This is a genomic window from Streptomyces subrutilus (assembly GCF_001746425.1).
Taxonomy (GTDB): domain Bacteria; phylum Actinomycetota; class Actinomycetes; order Streptomycetales; family Streptomycetaceae; genus Streptomyces; species Streptomyces subrutilus_A.
Genome location: NZ_MEHK01000001.1, coordinates 3,019,380 through 3,034,800 on the forward strand (window position 1 = coordinate 3,019,380; position 15,421 = coordinate 3,034,800).

9 protein-coding genes and 2 rRNA genes are annotated in these 15,421 nt (G+C 69.9%); 5 read left to right on the forward strand and 6 right to left on the reverse strand.

Features of this window, described 5'->3' with window-relative positions:
* Positions 1-30: 30 nt before the first annotated feature.
* From BGK67_RS14610 to mtrA, 3 genes are read right to left on the reverse strand one after another with little or no spacing between them, the layout of a single operon-like run.
* Positions 31-1,911 carry an LpqB family beta-propeller domain-containing protein gene (locus BGK67_RS14610; RefSeq protein ID WP_244291208.1) on the reverse strand — a complete coding sequence of 627 codons (1,881 nt, stop codon included), beginning with the start codon at positions 1,909-1,911 and terminating at the stop codon, positions 31-33.
* Positions 1,883-3,838: an MtrAB system histidine kinase MtrB gene (gene mtrB / locus BGK67_RS14615; protein ID WP_279628674.1), complete on the reverse strand. Its 1,956-nt coding sequence runs from the start codon at positions 3,836-3,838 to the stop codon at positions 1,883-1,885. The genes BGK67_RS14610 and mtrB overlap by 29 nt, the downstream gene beginning before the upstream one ends.
* A 1-nt stretch (position 3,839) precedes the next feature.
* Positions 3,840-4,529, reverse strand: coding sequence for a two-component system response regulator MtrA (gene mtrA, locus BGK67_RS14620; RefSeq protein ID WP_189747360.1), 690 nt, complete (start codon positions 4,527-4,529; stop codon positions 3,840-3,842).
* A 235-nt stretch (positions 4,530-4,764) separates the two neighbouring features.
* On the opposite strand from mtrA, the gene BGK67_RS14625 reads away from it, so the two are divergent.
* The 5 genes from BGK67_RS14625 to BGK67_RS14645 all read left to right on the forward strand — a co-directional run bounded on the left by BGK67_RS14625 (position 4,765) and on the right by BGK67_RS14645 (position 10,551).
* The gene (locus BGK67_RS14625) at positions 4,765-5,988 is read left to right on the forward strand and encodes a hypothetical protein (protein WP_069920504.1); all 1,224 of its coding nucleotides are present in this window, start codon (positions 4,765-4,767) and stop codon (positions 5,986-5,988) included.
* A 6-nt stretch (positions 5,989-5,994) separates the two neighbouring features.
* Positions 5,995-6,675: a DUF4129 domain-containing protein gene (locus tag BGK67_RS14630; RefSeq protein WP_069920505.1), complete on the forward strand. Its 681-nt coding sequence runs from the start codon at positions 5,995-5,997 to the stop codon at positions 6,673-6,675.
* 443 nt (positions 6,676-7,118) lie between these two features.
* Positions 7,119-8,264 carry a DUF4350 domain-containing protein gene (locus BGK67_RS14635; protein ID WP_069923860.1) on the forward strand — a complete coding sequence of 382 codons (1,146 nt, stop codon included), beginning with the start codon at positions 7,119-7,121 and terminating at the stop codon, positions 8,262-8,264.
* Positions 8,261-9,241: an AAA family ATPase gene (locus BGK67_RS14640; RefSeq protein WP_069920506.1), complete on the forward strand. Its 981-nt coding sequence runs from the start codon at positions 8,261-8,263 to the stop codon at positions 9,239-9,241. Before BGK67_RS14635 ends, BGK67_RS14640 begins: the two co-directional genes overlap by 4 nt.
* Positions 9,241-10,551 (forward strand): DUF58 domain-containing protein, encoded by a 1,311-nt coding sequence (locus BGK67_RS14645; protein ID WP_069920507.1) that lies wholly within the window; start codon positions 9,241-9,243, stop codon positions 10,549-10,551. The genes BGK67_RS14640 and BGK67_RS14645 overlap by 1 nt, the downstream gene beginning before the upstream one ends.
* A gap of 1 nt (position 10,552) precedes the next feature.
* Here BGK67_RS14645 and BGK67_RS14650 read toward each other — a convergent pair whose 3' ends face one another.
* The 3 genes from BGK67_RS14650 to BGK67_RS14660 form a co-directional block, all read right to left on the reverse strand.
* Entirely contained in the window at positions 10,553-11,755 is a 1,203-nt protein-coding gene (locus BGK67_RS14650; RefSeq protein WP_069920508.1) for a cation:proton antiporter domain-containing protein, read from the reverse strand.
* A 151-nt stretch (positions 11,756-11,906) separates the two neighbouring features.
* Positions 11,907-12,023, reverse strand: a 5S ribosomal RNA gene (gene rrf / locus BGK67_RS14655).
* 76 nt (positions 12,024-12,099) lie between these two features.
* Positions 12,100-15,222: ribosomal RNA gene (locus BGK67_RS14660) — 23S ribosomal RNA — on the reverse strand.
* Positions 15,223-15,421: the final 199 nt, after the last annotated feature.

Here is a 15,421-nt window from a genome sequence, read left to right on the forward strand (position 1 = left end):
CACCCCTGTGGACGGCTAGGGACGCGCAGGTCAGCCCGGGTACACCGGGTCCCGGCCGCCCGGCGCCACCGTCCGCCACTGCGCACCCGGCGGCAGCCAGACGATGCCGTCGTCCGCCGAGTACCCCACGACCGGCTTCGGCTTCGCCTCGTCCTCCGACGCGGGCACCGCGACCGCGATCAGCCCGGTCGCCCCGGGCAGGCTCGCCGCGACCACCGAACCGTCCGCCAGCATGTAGCGGGCCTGCACGACCCCGCCGCTCTCCCGGCCCACCACCAGCAGCCGGCCCCGCGGCGCCCAGCTCATCGCCGTCACGTCCGCCATCTGCGGAGCCGCCGGGCGCAGCTCGCGCACCGACACCGCCGATACGTCGCCCTGGGCGTCGGGCCGTTCGATCCGCCCCACCCAGAGCTTCTTGCGGCCCTCCTTCTCCACGAGCAGCGCGATGCGCGCCCCGTCGGAGGAGGCCTTCAGCGAGCTGATCCGCCCGTCGAGCCCCGCCACCTGCACCTTCTCGGGCACTCCGGTGCCGCCCGGCACCCGCCACAGCCCCGGGTGCTGCGGATCGTGGTCGACGGCCCACAGGTCGCCCGCCGCGTCCCAGCTGGGCGCGGTCAGTGTGACCGGCTTGGCGCCCTTCGCGGGCAGCACGGGCTGCGGCATGGCCCCGGACCCGGACAGCGGCACGACGTACAGCCCGTGCCCGCCCTGCGAGACCACGGCCGCGTGCCGCTCGTCGTACGAGACGGCGGCGGAGCCGACCTTGAACCCCCCGGGCGCCGACAGCGGCCCCGGCACCGGCTCCGACTTGGGCTGCTGGTCCTCGCCGGTCACGTCGAGCTTCATCCGGACGAGCCGGTCCTGGTTGTCGACGTAGTACTGGTACTCGGGCGTCCGGGGCCGGTTGGCGATCACGGCCGCCGTCACCTCGGTCACCGAGCACAGCGAGGACGACTTCCCGTCGGAGCGCAGCAGTTCGACCCGGTCCAGCCGGGAGGCCGTCAGTTCCTTGACCGTGTACAGCAGTTGCGTCGCCATCTTCTGGCACTGCGGCGACGCGACGTTGTCGGTCTTGTCGTTCAGCGGCACGCGCAGCGTGTTCTGGCCGTCGTACGAAAGGGACTTGGTGCCCTGCCGCAGTTCCGTCCCGGTGGGGAAACTGGACTCGACGACCGGCGCGAGCCACCGGGACGGCCCGGCCAGCAGCGACTGCACGGTCTGCGTGGTGGGGTCCATCCGCGAGTCCGGATCGCTGCGCTGGCGCACGTACACGGGATCGGCGACCAGCGTGCCGCCCGCGAAGTAGTACTTGTTGACCGGCATGTAGATGCGCTGGAAGTCCGACTCGCTCAGCACGAGACTGCTCGGCGGACTGGAGATCCGCCACTGCTTGTCCTCCTGGACGAGCTGGAGGATTTCCGTGTAGTCCCCGCTCTCCGGCTGGTAGGCGCTGCGCTCGTCCACGGTGGCGAGCTTCTTGCCGGCCACCTTCCAGCGGGGCCCGTCGGGGTCCTTCTCGGTGCGGACCGGGAACCGGTCGAGGCCGGCCGAGAGCACGGTGACGGCGGTGCCGGGCCGCCAGCGCTTCGCGGCGTCCTCCGTGAGGTACTTGCGGGCGGTCTCCAGCTGCGGATCGTCGCTGGTCATCGCCTCCAGGAAACCGTCGACGATCTCGCCCGCGCTGGCTTTGTCCGCGGGCGGTACGCCGAACACCCGGACCTGGGAGTCGACGCCCTGCGAGGCCTGCACCCGGCGGATCTCGCCGTGGTCGGGCATCGAGGCGCACCCGGCCAGCAGCAGCCCTGCCACACCGAGCGCGTACGCGCGCAGAGTGCGCAGCCGCCTGCCGCGGGCTCCGGCGCGCGCCCTCCCCGGCACTGCGTCAGCGTCCGTCGGCGTCGGCATCGGCATCGGTTCGTTCCTCCTGTGGTGCCTGCTCGGCCGGCCGGGCCACGACCCTGGCTCCGCTGCCCGGCAGGGCCGTCGGGTCGGCGGGTACGGACTGCCCCGAGGCCGCCGGCCGCGGCGGTATCGTCGACCGGTCCCCCGCGTCGGCGGGCTGCTGCCGCTCCACCGCGCCGCCCGCGGCGTCGGCTGCCGCCCTGGCACGGTTGGCCCGGGAATCCTCTGGTTCCAGCGGGATGGGCGAGCCCCGCAGCGGCTCGTCGGCGGTACGCGGCAGGGTGAGGCGGAACTGCGAGCCGCCGCCCGGCTCGCCCCAGGCCTGCAGCCAGCCGCCGTGCAGCCGGGCGTCCTCGACGGCGATGGACAGGCCCAGGCCCGTACCGCCCGTCGTGCGCGCCCGCGCCGGGTCGGCCCGCCAGAAGCGGTTGAAGACGCGGGTCGCCTCGCCGGGCTTGAGCCCGACGCCGTAGTCCCGCACCGCGACCGCGACGGCCCCGCCGGCGGACGCCAGCCGGACCACCACGTCGCGCCCCTCGCCGTGCTCCACGGCGTTGACGACCAGATTGCGCAGCACCCGCTCCACCCGCCGGGCGTCGGCCTCGGCGATGACGGGCTGGGTGTCGCCGAGCACCCGGATCCGGGTGCCCTTGTGCTCCGCGAGCGGCTCGGCCCCGTCGATGACGCGGCGCACGACGTCCCGCAGGTCGATGGGCTCCGCCTCCAGGGCGGCCGCGCCCGCGTCGAACCGGCTGATCTCCAGCAGGTCCGAGAGCAGCGACTCGAACCGGTCGAGCTGCCCGGCGAGCAGTTCCGCGGAGCGCGCCGTGACCGGGTCGAAGTCGACCCGCGCGTCGTGGATGACGTCCGCGGCCATCCGTACCGTCGTCAGCGGGGTGCGCAGCTCGTGCGAGACGTCCGAGACGAACCGGCGCTGCATCCGCGACAGGTCCTCCAGCTGCTGGATCTTGTTCTGGAGGTTCTGGGCCATCTTGTTGAAGGCCTCGCCCAGCCGCGCGATGTCGTCCTCGCCGGTCACCTTCATCCGCTCCTGCAGCCGCCCGGCCGACAGCCGCTCGGCGATCCCGGCGGCCATCCGGACGGGCGTGACGATCTGCCGCACCACGAGCCAGGCGATGGCGCTGAGCAGCACGACGACGAACAGGCCGGCGGTGGCGATGGTGCTCTTGACCAGGTTGAGGGACTCCTCCTCCTGGCTGAGCGGGAAGAGGTAGTACAGGTCGTACGGGTCCCCGTTGATGTCGGTGAGCCGCTTGCCGACGACCAGCGCGGGCTCGGGGGCCTTTTCCCCGGCCCCGGCGGTGTACCGGATCTCGGAGAAGGTCTTGAACGTGCCGGCGGAGTGGTTGACGGCCCGGCGCAGCTTGACGGGCACGCTGGCGGTCGGGTCCACGTTGCCCGAGGCACGGGCGCCCTTGACCCCCTGGGTGCCCGGCAGGACCTGCTCGCCGGTGCCGGCGCCGAGCGCGACCACCTCGAAGGCGGTCTGGCCGCCACTGGCCAGCTGCTTGACCAGCGAGTTCATCCAGGTACTGGCGTCCAGCCCCACCTTGTTGTCCGCGGCGTCGGGCCCGTCCACGGTCGCGGGGGTGTTGGCCTTCTCCTGTGCGACGGCGAACCCGCCCGCGGCCTGGCTCTGCGCCGCCTCCTCCTTGGCGTCCAGGAGGCCCTTGCTGACCTGCGCGATCACGACGAAGCCGAGCGCGAGGACCACGGCGAGCGACATCAGCAGGGTGGCGGCGACCACCCGCAGCTGCATGTTGCGCCGCCACAGCCGGACAGCCGGAAGCACCGGCCGGCGTACGAGGCGTACGCACAGCCGCAGCACGGAGGCGCCGGGCGCCCCCTCCTGGAGCAGCCGGCCGGCCCGCAGGCTCCACCGGTGTGAGCCAGCCCGGTCCCTGCCGGACTGCACCTCAGCTGGGTCCGGCCTTGTAGCCGACACCGCGCACCGTCACGACGATCTCGGGGCGCTCCGGGTCCTTCTCGACCTTGGAGCGCAGGCGCTGCACGTGCACGTTCACCAGGCGGGTGTCCGCGGCGTGCCGGTAGCCCCAGACCTGCTCCAGCAGCACCTCACGGGTGAAGACCTGCCAGGGCTTGCGCGCCAGCGCGACCAGCAGGTCGAACTCCAGCGGGGTCAGGGCGATGGAAGCGCCGTCCCGCTTGACCGAGTGCCCGGCCACGTCGATGACGAGGTCACCGATGGCCAGCTGCTCGGGAGCGGGCTCCTCCGACCGGCGCAGGCGGGCCCGGATGCGGGCCACCAGCTCCTTCGGCTTGAACGGCTTCACGATGTAGTCGTCGGCACCGGACTCCAGGCCCACCACGACGTCGACCGTGTCGCTCTTGGCGGTGAGCATCACGATCGGCACGCCGGACTCGGCCCGGATCAGCCTGCAGACCTCTATGCCGTCCCGTCCGGGCAGCATGAGGTCCAGCAGCACCAGGTCCGGCTTCGCCTCCCGGAAGGCAGCAAGTGCCTTGTCACCGTCCGCTACGAACGACGGCTCAAAACCTTCTCCACGCAGCACAATGCCGAGCATCTCGGCCAGCGCGGTGTCGTCGTCGACGACAAGGACGCGTCCCTTCATGGTTGACATCATCCCATTAGCTAATCGTTACCAGGCGGTGAGCTGTCCCACAGCCAAAAGGGCTGGAAATCGCCCCTCGGACCTGCGTGGAGATCAGGTCGACCAGTCTGCCCCGGATCCGGGTGACAATTGAAGGTACGGGCTGCCGATGATCCGGGGGGATCGCTGGTCCGTTCGTGTACCCCACGTGGCACGATGGCAGCGACCAGCGCCCCCCGCCGCAGCAGGTGCACGTGAAGGAGCGACGATGAACGACTCGCCGGGCTGGGCTACGCCCGGACCCTCTCCGTCCGATGACGAGCGGCCCGGGGCGCCCGCCGACCGTCCGGTTTCCGGCGACCCGAAGTGGTCGTCCGAGCAGCCGCCGCCCGGACAGTGGACCAGCCCCTCCCCCGGCCAGACCCCGCCCCCGCCCGGACCCCAGCAGCCGCCGCAGGGCCAGGGCTGGGGACCGTACGCGGGCCAGTACGGGCAGAACGCCCAGTACGGCGGCTACCCGGGCGGACCCGGCCAGTGGGGGCAGCCCCCGGCCGCCAAGCCCGGCGTGATCCCGCTGCGCCCCCTCGGCCTCGGCGAGATCCTGGACGGCGCGGTCGCCACCATGCGCTCGCACTGGCGCTCGATCCTGCCGATCACCCTGGTCGTGGCCACCGTAGTGCAGGTCCTCAGCGTGCTCACGCAGAAGTACGCCATGGCGGACCTCGCCGTCTCGCCCGACGCCGGGGCGACCCTCGACGAGGCCGTCAACGACCTCGTCGTCGCCCTGGGCGCCCTCGTCGCCGTCGGCTTCATCGCGGCCCTCGGCGGCATCTTCGCCACGGCCATGCTCACGATGATCTACAGCCGCGCCGTGCTCGGCACCACCTCCACGGTCTCCGCCGCCTGGCGCGAAGCCCGTCCCCAGCTGCTGCGCCTCCTCGGCCTGACGTTCCTGCTCGGCATCGGCGCGGTCCTGCTGGTCACCGCGCTGATCATGCCGGGCATCCTGGCCGAGAGCCCGGGCCTGGCCCTCGTGGGCGGACTCGTCGCGGCCCCGCTGTTCACCTGGCTGTGGATCAAGTTCAGCCTGGCCTCGCCCGCGCTGATGCTGGAGAAGAGCACCGTCTTCAAGGCCCTCGGCCGCTCCTCCAAGCTGGTCCAGGGCACCTGGTGGCGCATCTTCGGCATCACCGTCCTCACCCAGATCATCACCGGCATCGTCTCGGCGATCATCGTCTGGCCGCTCACCATCGTCGGCATGGCCGCCTTCGGCGGCGGCCTGAGCGGCATGGAGGACGGCACCGCCTCCACCGCCTGGGGAGCGCTCATCCTCTCCGGCATCGGCTCGATCATCGCCCAGACCATCGTGATGCCGATCCTGTCCGGCGTCACCGTGCTCCTCTACGTGGACCAGCGCATCCGCCGCGAGGGCCTCGACCTGGAACTCGCCCGGGCAGCCGGCATCGAGAACTACGGCACGGCCGGAGGCTGACCACCCATGATGAGCACGGGGGGCCTCATCACCCGCGCCACGGCGCTCCTGCCGGGCGCCGAGACACCACCGGTCACGACACCGCGCGAGCCCGCCCGGGAGGCGGCCGAGCACGAACTGTCCAAGCCGATGTACCACGAGAACGACCCGGGGCCGCTGGACCGGGCCCTGCGCAAGTTCCTCGGCTGGATCGACGACCTGTTCGAAGCGGCCTCCGGGGCGACCCCGGGAGGCACGCTCGGCCTCGTCGTGATCGTCCTCCTGGTGGTCCTGGCCGCCACCGCCCTGTGGTGGCGGCTCGGCGCCCCCGGCCGGATCCCCGCCGGAGCGGGCGTCCTCTTCGACGACGGCATCCGCAGCGCCGCCGACCACCGCACGGCCGCCGAGGCCCACGCGGCCGCCGGCCGCTGGACCGAGGCCGTACAGGAACGCATGCGCGCCCTCGTCCGCTCCCTCGAGGAGCGCACCCTGCTCGACCCGCGCCCCGGCCGCACCGCCGACGAGGCGGCGGCCGAAGCCGCCGTCTCCCTCCCCGACCACGCCGCGGACCTCCGCGCGGCGGCCCGTACCTTCGACGACGTCACCTACGGCGGCCGCTCCGCCGACCCCGACACGTACGCCCGCCTGCGCACCCTCGACCTCACCCTGGACCGCGCCAAGCCGCTCCTGACGGGACCCACCGCATGACCACCCCCAAGGACCCGGCCCCCACCGGCCCCGACCCGCACAACCCAGGTCCCGATGAAACGGGGCGCGTGCCAGGACGCTCCCCCCACCGCACCGACCCCACCCCCGCCGCACTCCCCGACGAGCCCCCGGCCCACCCGGGCTCCCCCGGGCCCGGCTCGAACCGCCCAGGTTCCGGTGGGGCCGGGCGTGTGTCGGGGCGCTCCCCGCAGGGCGCCGAACGCACTGCCGCCGCACTCTCCGACCCCTCGCCACGTTCGGCGCCCGAGGAGACGCCCCGGCGCGCGCCCGGCCCCACCGGAACCGCCCCCACCCCGCCCGACCAGGGCACAGGCACAGGCACCCCGCCCGACCAGGGCACGGGCACCCCGCCCGCCAAAGCCCCCGCCACCCCGCCCGGCGAGGGCACCGGCACCGGCACCGCCCCCGACCGAGCCCGCCTCATCCGCCGCGCCCGCCGCGCCCTGGCCTTCGCGGCCGTGCTCGCCGCGGGCGGCATCGCCGTGGCCGCCCTGGGCTCCGGCACCCGCCACGGCATCCTCGACCCCCGCTCCGCCGACCCCTACGGCAGCAGGGCCGTCGCCGAGCTCCTCGCGGACCGCGGTGTCCGCACCCGCGTGGTCACCACGGCCCGCGAGGCCGCCGACGCCGCCGGCCCCGGCACCACCCTCCTGATCACCGACCCGGACCGCCTCGGGACCACCCAGCGCGGCCTGATCCGCTCGGCCATGGACCTCTCCGGCGGCCGCACCGTCCTGCTCGCCCCCGGCAGCCACAGCCTCACCGACCTGGCCCCCGGCGTCCGCACCCGGAGCGCGGCCGGCGCCGACACCCTCGCCCCGGCCTGCGACCTGCCCGCCGCCACCTCCGCCGGCCGCGCCGCCACCGGCGACGACCGCCGCTACACCACCGACCTGCCCCGGGCCACCCGCTGCTACCCGAGCGACGGCCACGCCACCCTCCTGGTCCTCCCGGCCGGCACCGGCGGCGACACCGTCCTCCTCGGCTCCGGCACGGTCCTCCTCAACGAGAGCCTCGCCGACGAGGGCAACGCCTCCCTCGCCCTCCAGCTCCTCGGCTCCCGCCCGGACCTCGTCTGGTACATGCCGTCCCTCGCCGACAGCGACCCCGCCGCCGAGTCCGACGAGGACAAGAGCCTCGTCGACCTGATCCCGGCCGGCTGGTCCTGGGCCCTGCTCCAGCTCTTCGTGGCCGCCGCCCTCGCCGCCCTCTGGCGGGCCCGCCGCCTCGGCCCCCTCGTCACGGAGAAGCTGCCCGTCGTCATCCGCGCCTCCGAGGCCACCGAGGGCCGCGCCCGCCTCTACCGCAAGGCCGGGGCCCGCGACCGCGCCTCCACCGTGCTGCGCGCCGCCACCCGCGAACGCCTCGCCGCCCTGGTCGGCGTACCGGCCGCACAGGCCCACGACCCCGTCACCCTGGTCCCCGCCGTGTCCACCCGGCTCGGCGACCACGGCCACGGCCACGACCTGAACAACACCCTCTTCGGCCCCACCCCCTCCGACGACGCGGCACTCGTCGCGCTCGCCGACCACCTCGACGCCCTCGAAAGAGAGGTCCGTACGTCATGACGTACCCGACCACCGAGTCCGCCGCCGCGGACAGCGCCCGCGCTTCCCTCGAAGCGCTCCGCACCGAGATCGGCAAGGCCGTGGTCGGCCAGGACTCCGCCGTCACCGGCCTCGTCGTCGCCCTCCTGTGCCGCGGCCACGTGCTCCTCGAAGGCGTCCCCGGCGTCGCCAAGACCCTCCTGGTCCGGGCCCTCGCCGCCGCACTCGAACTCGACACCAAGCGCGTCCAGTTCACCCCGGACCTGATGCCCAGCGACGTCACCGGCTCCCTCGTCTACGACGCCCGCACCGCCGAGTTCTCCTTCCAGAACGGCCCGGTCTTCACCAACCTCCTCCTCGCCGACGAGATCAACCGGACCCCTCCCAAGACCCAGTCCTCGCTCCTCGAGGCGATGGAGGAGCGGCAGGTCACCGTCGACGGCACGCCGCGCCCGCTCCCCGAGCCGTTCCTCGTCGCCGCCACCATGAACCCGCTCGAGTACGAGGGCACGTACCCCCTCCCGGAAGCCCAGCTGGACCGCTTCCTCCTCAAGCTCACGGTGCCGCTGCCGTCCCGCGCGGACGAGATCGGCGTCCTGACCCGGCACGCCGCCGGCTTCAACCCCCGCGACCTGCACGCCGCGGGCATCCGCCCGGTCGCGGGCCCGGCCCAGCTGGACGCCGCCCGCGAGGCCGTCGCCAAGGTCTCCGTCTCCCCCGAGATCGCCGGCTACGTCGTCGACATCTGCCGCGCCACCCGCGAGTCGCCCTCCCTCACCCTCGGCGTCTCCCCGCGCGGCGCGACCGCCCTGCTGGCCACCGCCCGCGCCTGGGCCTGGCTCACCGGCCGCGACTACGTCACCCCCGACGACGTCAAGGCCCTGGCCCTGCCCACCCTGCGCCACCGCGTCCAGCTGCGCCCGGAGGCCGAGATGGAGGGTGTCACGGCCGACGCCGTCATCACCGCGATCCTCTCCCACGTCCCCGTCCCGCGGTAATGGCCCTCACCGGACGCACCGCCCTGCTGGCGGCCCTCGGCAGCCTCCCCGTCGGCATCCTCGAACCGAGCTGGACGGGGATGCTCGCCGTCAACGGCCCGCTGGCCCTGGCCTGCGCGGTCGACTGGGCCCTGGCCGCGCCCGTCCGCACCCTGCGCCTCACCCGTTCGGGCGACACCTCGGTCCGTCTCGGCGAACCTGCGGACGTCCACCTCACCGTCACCAACCCGAGCGGCCGCCGGCTCCGCGCCCGGATCCGCGACGCCTGGCCCCCGAGCAGCTGGGCCCCCGGCACGGAGACGGCCGGCTCCCGCCACCGGTTGGACGTCCCCGCCGGCGAACGCCGCCGCCTCACCACCCGCCTGCTCCCCACCCGCCGCGGCGACCGCCGGGCCGACCGCGTCACGATCCGCTCGTACGGTCCCCTCGGCCTGTGGGCCCGCCAGGGCTCGCACACCCTGCCGTGGACGGTCCGGGTCCTGCCGCCCTTCACCAGCCGCAAGCACCTCCCCTCCCGCCTCGCGCGCCTGCGGGAACTGGACGGCCGTACGAGCGTCCTCACGCGCGGCGAGGGCACCGAGTTCGACAGCCTCCGCGACTACGTCCCCGGCGACGACACCCGGTCCATCGACTGGCGGGCCACGGCCCGCCAGCGCAAGGTCGCCGTCCGCACCTGGCGCCCCGAACGCGACCGGCACATCCTGATCTGCCTGGACACCGGCCGCACCTCGGCGGGCCGCGTCGCGGACGCCCCCCGCCTGGACTCCGCGATGGACGCGGCCCTGCTCCTCGCCGCCCTGGCCACCCGCGCCGGCGACCGCGTGGACCTGCTGGCCCACGACCGCCGCCCGCGCGCCCAGGTCCAGGGCCGCCCGGCGGCCGACATCCTGCCCGCCTTCGTGAACGCCATGGCCCCCCTGGAGCCGGAACTGGTCGAAACCGACTCCCGCACCCTGGTCTCCACCATCCTCCGCAACGCCCCGCGCCGCTCCCTGGTGGTCCTCCTGACGAGCCTGGACGCGGCCCCCGTCGAAGAGGGCCTGCTGCCGCTCCTCCCCCGCCTGACCCAGCGCCACACGGTCCTGCTGGCCTCGGTCGCGGATCCCCACGTGACGCAGATGACGACCTCCCGCGGCACCCCGGAAGCGGTCTACGAGGCCGCCGCCGGCACCCAGTCCCAGTCCCAGCGCCGCCGCACGGCCGACCAGCTCACCCGCCACGGCGTCCACGTGGTCGACGCCACCCCGGACACCCTGGCCCCCGCCCTGGCCGACGCCTACCTGGCCCTCAAGGCCGCCGGCCGCCTCTGACTCACTTCGTGCCCGCCGTCGCCCGCCGCTCGAACCAGCGGGCGACGGGTACGACGGAGACACCGTGCAGCACCACACTGAGCAGCACGGTCGCGCACATCGCGTTGACGACGAACCGCCCTTCCGCGGGCGGCAGCTGGGTGACGGCGAGGACCGCGAACACGATGGACGTCACCCCGCGCGAGCCGAGCCAGCCCAGCGCACACCGCTCGGGCCGGTCGAACCCCTTGCCGGCCACCGCGAAGTAGACGGGCACGAACCGCAGCACGGTCAGCGCCAGCAGCCCGTACAGCACCACGCCCCACCCGATCCCGCTCGCGAACTCGTCCGCCGTGAGCTTGCCGAAGGTGAACCACACGGCGAAGGCCATCAGCTGCGCCATGTCGTGCACGAGTTCCAGGTTGTTCCCGCCGACGGCGTGGGCGGCGGCCGAATAGCACAGGCCGGTGACGAAGGCGGCGACGAAGCCGTTCCCGCCGACCAGTACGGAGGTCGCGTACGCCATGAAGGGCAGCACGAGGCTCGCCAGCCGCAGTGTCCCGGCGCTCGCCCATCCGGCGCCGAGCGCCCGCCGCACCAGCTGCGAGGCCAGGTAGCCGAGCACGATGCCCACGACCACCGCGAGCCCGGCCTCCTTCACCGCGCGCACCACCAGGTCGGCGAAGGAGCTGGAGTGGGCACGCACCAGATTGGCGATGCAGAACACGAAGAGGGGCGAGATCAGTCCGTCGCTGAAGCCGCCCTCGATGTTCAGGGCGGCCCGCACCCGCAGCGGCACCCGCCGGTCGCGCAGGAACATGGAGATCGGTGCGAGGTCCATGGGCATGACGACGAGCGCCGTGACCCCCAGCAGCCACCAGTTCGTCCCCGGGAACACCGCCGCCCCCGCCAGCGTCGCGAGGACGACCGACACCGGCAGCGCGAGGAACAGCAGCCTGCCCTCCCCGACGGAGCGTTGCTCAAGCTCCTCGTACTGCTCGGCCTCGGTGGCGTCGACGAACAGCAGGACGGCGAGGACCAGCTCCACCCCCCGGTACGTGCTGTGCGCTTCCAGGTCGAGGGGGACGGCGGGGTCGTAGCCGCGGGTCAGGACGATGCCGGCGACGGCGAAGGCGAGCGGGGCGGTGATGCTCCACCGGGCCAGCCGGTCCGCTGCGAGGGCCCATGCGAACAGCAGGGACAGCACAACCAGCAAAGCCAGCATGGGCAGCTCTCCGAAACCCGATCGGTGCGACTCCCCAGTCTCCGACCAGCCGGCCCGCTACCCCGGGCGGCGCGCCCCGAACAGCCCGTAAACGCAGAAAAGCCCCGCACCGAGCCCGTAAAGGGCTGGTGCGGGGCTTCCCGCAATGATTGTTCGGCGGCGTCCTACTCTCCCACAGGGTCCCCCCTGCAGTACCATCGGCGCTGAAAGGCTTAGCTTCCGGGTTCGGAATGTAACCGGGCGTTTCCCTAACGCTATGACCACCGAAACACTATGAAATTAGAACGCTGGCATGAACACAGCCGTTCGTTATTTCAGAACTAACACAGTGGACGCGAGCAACTGAGGACAAGCCCTCGGCCTATTAGTACCAGTCAGCTTCACCCGTTACCGGGCTTCCACATCTGGCCTATCAACCCAGTCGTCTACTGGGAGCCTTACCCTCTCAAGGAGGTGGGAATACTCATCTCGAAGCAGGCTTCCCGCTTAGATGCTTTCAGCGGTTATCCCTCCCGAACGTAGCCAACCAGCCATGCCCTTGGCAGGACAACTGGCACACCAGAGGTTCGTCCGTCCCGGTCCTCTCGTACTAGGGACAGCCCTTCTCAATATTCCTACGCGCACAGCGGATAGGGACCGAACTGTCTCACGACGTTCTAAACCCAGCTCGCGTACCGCTTTAATGGGCGAACAGCCCAACCCTTGGGACCGACTCCAGCCCCAGGATGCGACGAGCCGACATCGAGGTGCCAAACCATCCCGTCGATATGGACTCTTGGGGAAGATCAGCCTGTTATCCCCGGGGTACCTTTTATCCGTTGAGCGACGGCGCTTCCACAAGCCACCGCCGGATCACTAGTCCCGACTTTCGTCCCTGCTCGACCCGTCGGTCTCACAGTCAAGCTCCCTTGTGCACTTACACTCAACACCTGATTGCCAACCAGGCTGAGGGAACCTTTGGGCGCCTCCGTTACCCTTTGGGAGGCAACCGCCCCAGTTAAACTACCCATCAGACACTGTCCCTGATCCGGATCACGGACCGAGGTTAGACATCCAGCACGACCAGAGTGGTATTTCAACGACGACTCCACAACCACTGGCGTGGCCGCTTCAAAGTCTCCCACCTATCCTACACAAGCCGAACCGAACACCAATATCAAACTGTAGTAAAGGTCCCGGGGTCTTTCCGTCCTGCTGCGCGAAACGAGCATCTTTACTCGTAGTGCAATTTCACCGGGCCTATGGTTGAGACAGTCGAGAAGTCGTTACGCCATTCGTGCAGGTCGGAACTTACCCGACAAGGAATTTCGCTACCTTAGGATGGTTATAGTTACCACCGCCGTTTACTGGCGCTTAAGTTCTCAGCTTCGCACGCCCGAAAGCGCACTAACCGGTCCCCTTAACGTTCCAGCACCGGGCAGGCGTCAGTCCGTATACATCGCCTTACGGCTTCGCACGGACCTGTGTTTTTAGTAAACAGTCGCTTCTCGCTGGTCTCTGCGGCCACCCCCAGCTCACGGAGTAAATCCGATCACCAGTGATGGCCCCCCTTCTCCCGAAGTTACGGGGGCATTTTGCCGAGTTCCTTAACCATAGTTCACCCGAACGCCTCGGTATTCTCTACCTGACCACCTGAGTCGGTTTAGGGTACGGGCCGCCATGAAACTCGCTAGAGGCTTTTCTCGACAGCATAGGATCATCCACTTCACCACAATCGGCTCGGCATCAGGTCTCAGCCTTAATGAGGGACGGATTTGCCTACCCCTCGGCCTACACCCTTACCCCGGGACAACCACCGCCCGGGCTGGACTACCTTCCTGCGTCACCCCATCGCTTACCTACTACAAGTCTGGTTCGTCGGCTCCACCACTTTCCTTTCCCCGAAGGGTCCGGAACGGCTTCACGGACTTAGCATCGCCTGATTCGATATTGGGCGTTTCAAAGCGGGTACCGGAATATCAACCGGTTGTCCATCGACTACGCCTGTCGGCCTCGCCTTAGGTCCCGACTTACCCTGGGCAGATCAGCTTGACCCAGGAACCCTTAGTCAATCGGCGCACACGTTTCTCACGTGTGTATCGCTACTCATGCCTGCATTCTCACTCGTGAACCGTCCACAACTAGCTTCCGCTGCTGCTTCACCCGGCACACGACGCTCCCCTACCCATCACAGCGGGCGTTGGCCCTATTGCTGCAATGACACGACTTCGGCGGTACGCTTGAGCCCCGCTACATTGTCGGCGCGGAATCACTTGACCAGTGAGCTATTACGCACTCTTTCAAGGGTGGCTGCTTCTAAGCCAACCTCCTGGTTGTCTCTGCGACTCCACATCCTTTCCCACTTAGCGTACGCTTGGGGGCCTTAGTCGATGCTCTGGGCTGTTTCCCTCTCGACCATGGAGCTTATCCCCCACAGTCTCACTGCCGTGCTCTCACTTACCGGCATTCGGAGTTTGGCTAAGGTCAGTAACCCGGTAGGGCCCATCGCCTATCCAGTGCTCTACCTCCGGCAAGAAACACACGACGCTGCACCTAAATGCATTTCGGGGAGAACCAGCTATCACGGAGTTTGATTGGCCTTTCACCCCTAACCACAGGTCATCCCCCAGGTTTTCAACCCTGGTGGGTTCGGTCCTCCACGAAGTCTTACCTCCGCTTCAACCTGCCCATGGCTAGATCACTCCGCTTCGGGTCTAGAGCGTGCAACTCAATCGCCCTATTCGGACTCGCTTTCGCTACGGCTTCCCCACACGGGTTAACCTCGCTACACACCGCTAACTCGCAGGCTCATTCTTCAAAAGGCACGCAGTCACGACCCATTGGGTAAACCCAATGAGCGACGCTCCCACGGCTTGTAGGCACACGGTTTCAGGTACTATTTCACTCCGCTCCCGCGGTACTTTTCACCATTCCCTCACGGTACTATCCGCTATCGGTCACCAGGGAATATTTAGGCTTAGCGGGTGGTCCCGCCAGATTCACACGGGATTTCTCGGGCCCCGTGCTACTTGGGAGATGAGCAAGCAAGCCGCTGATGTTTCGTCTACGGGGGTCTTACCCTCTACGCCGGACCTTTCGCATGTCCTTCGACTACATCAACGGTTTCTGACTCGCCGACCGGCCGGCAGACCGATCAAGCTCATTCCCACAACCCCGCATGCGCAACCCCTGCCGGGTATCACACGCATACGGTTTGGCCTCATCCGGTTTCGCTCGCCACTACTCCCGGAATCACGGTTGTTTTCTCTTCCTGAGGGTACTGAGATGTTTCACTTCCCCTCGTTCCCTCCACATGCCCTATGTGTTCAGGCATGGGTGACAGCCCATGACGACTGCCGGGTTTCCCCATTCGGACACCCCCGGATCAAAGCTCAGTTGGCAGCTCCCCGGGGCCTATCGCGGCCTCTCACGTCCTTCATCGGTTCCTGGTGCCAAGGCATCCACCGTGCGCCCTTAAAAACTTGGCCACAGATGCTCGCGTCCACTGTGTAGTTCTCAAACAACGACCAGCCACCCATCACCCTGTACTCAAAGAGCACAAGTTCACTGGGGCCGGCACTGAAGACATGACCTTACGGCCGTACCTTCAGGACCCAACAACGTGCCAAGCACCCTCGACCATCCGTCTTCTCTTTCCACGCCGAAGCAGTACTCGAGAACCATCAG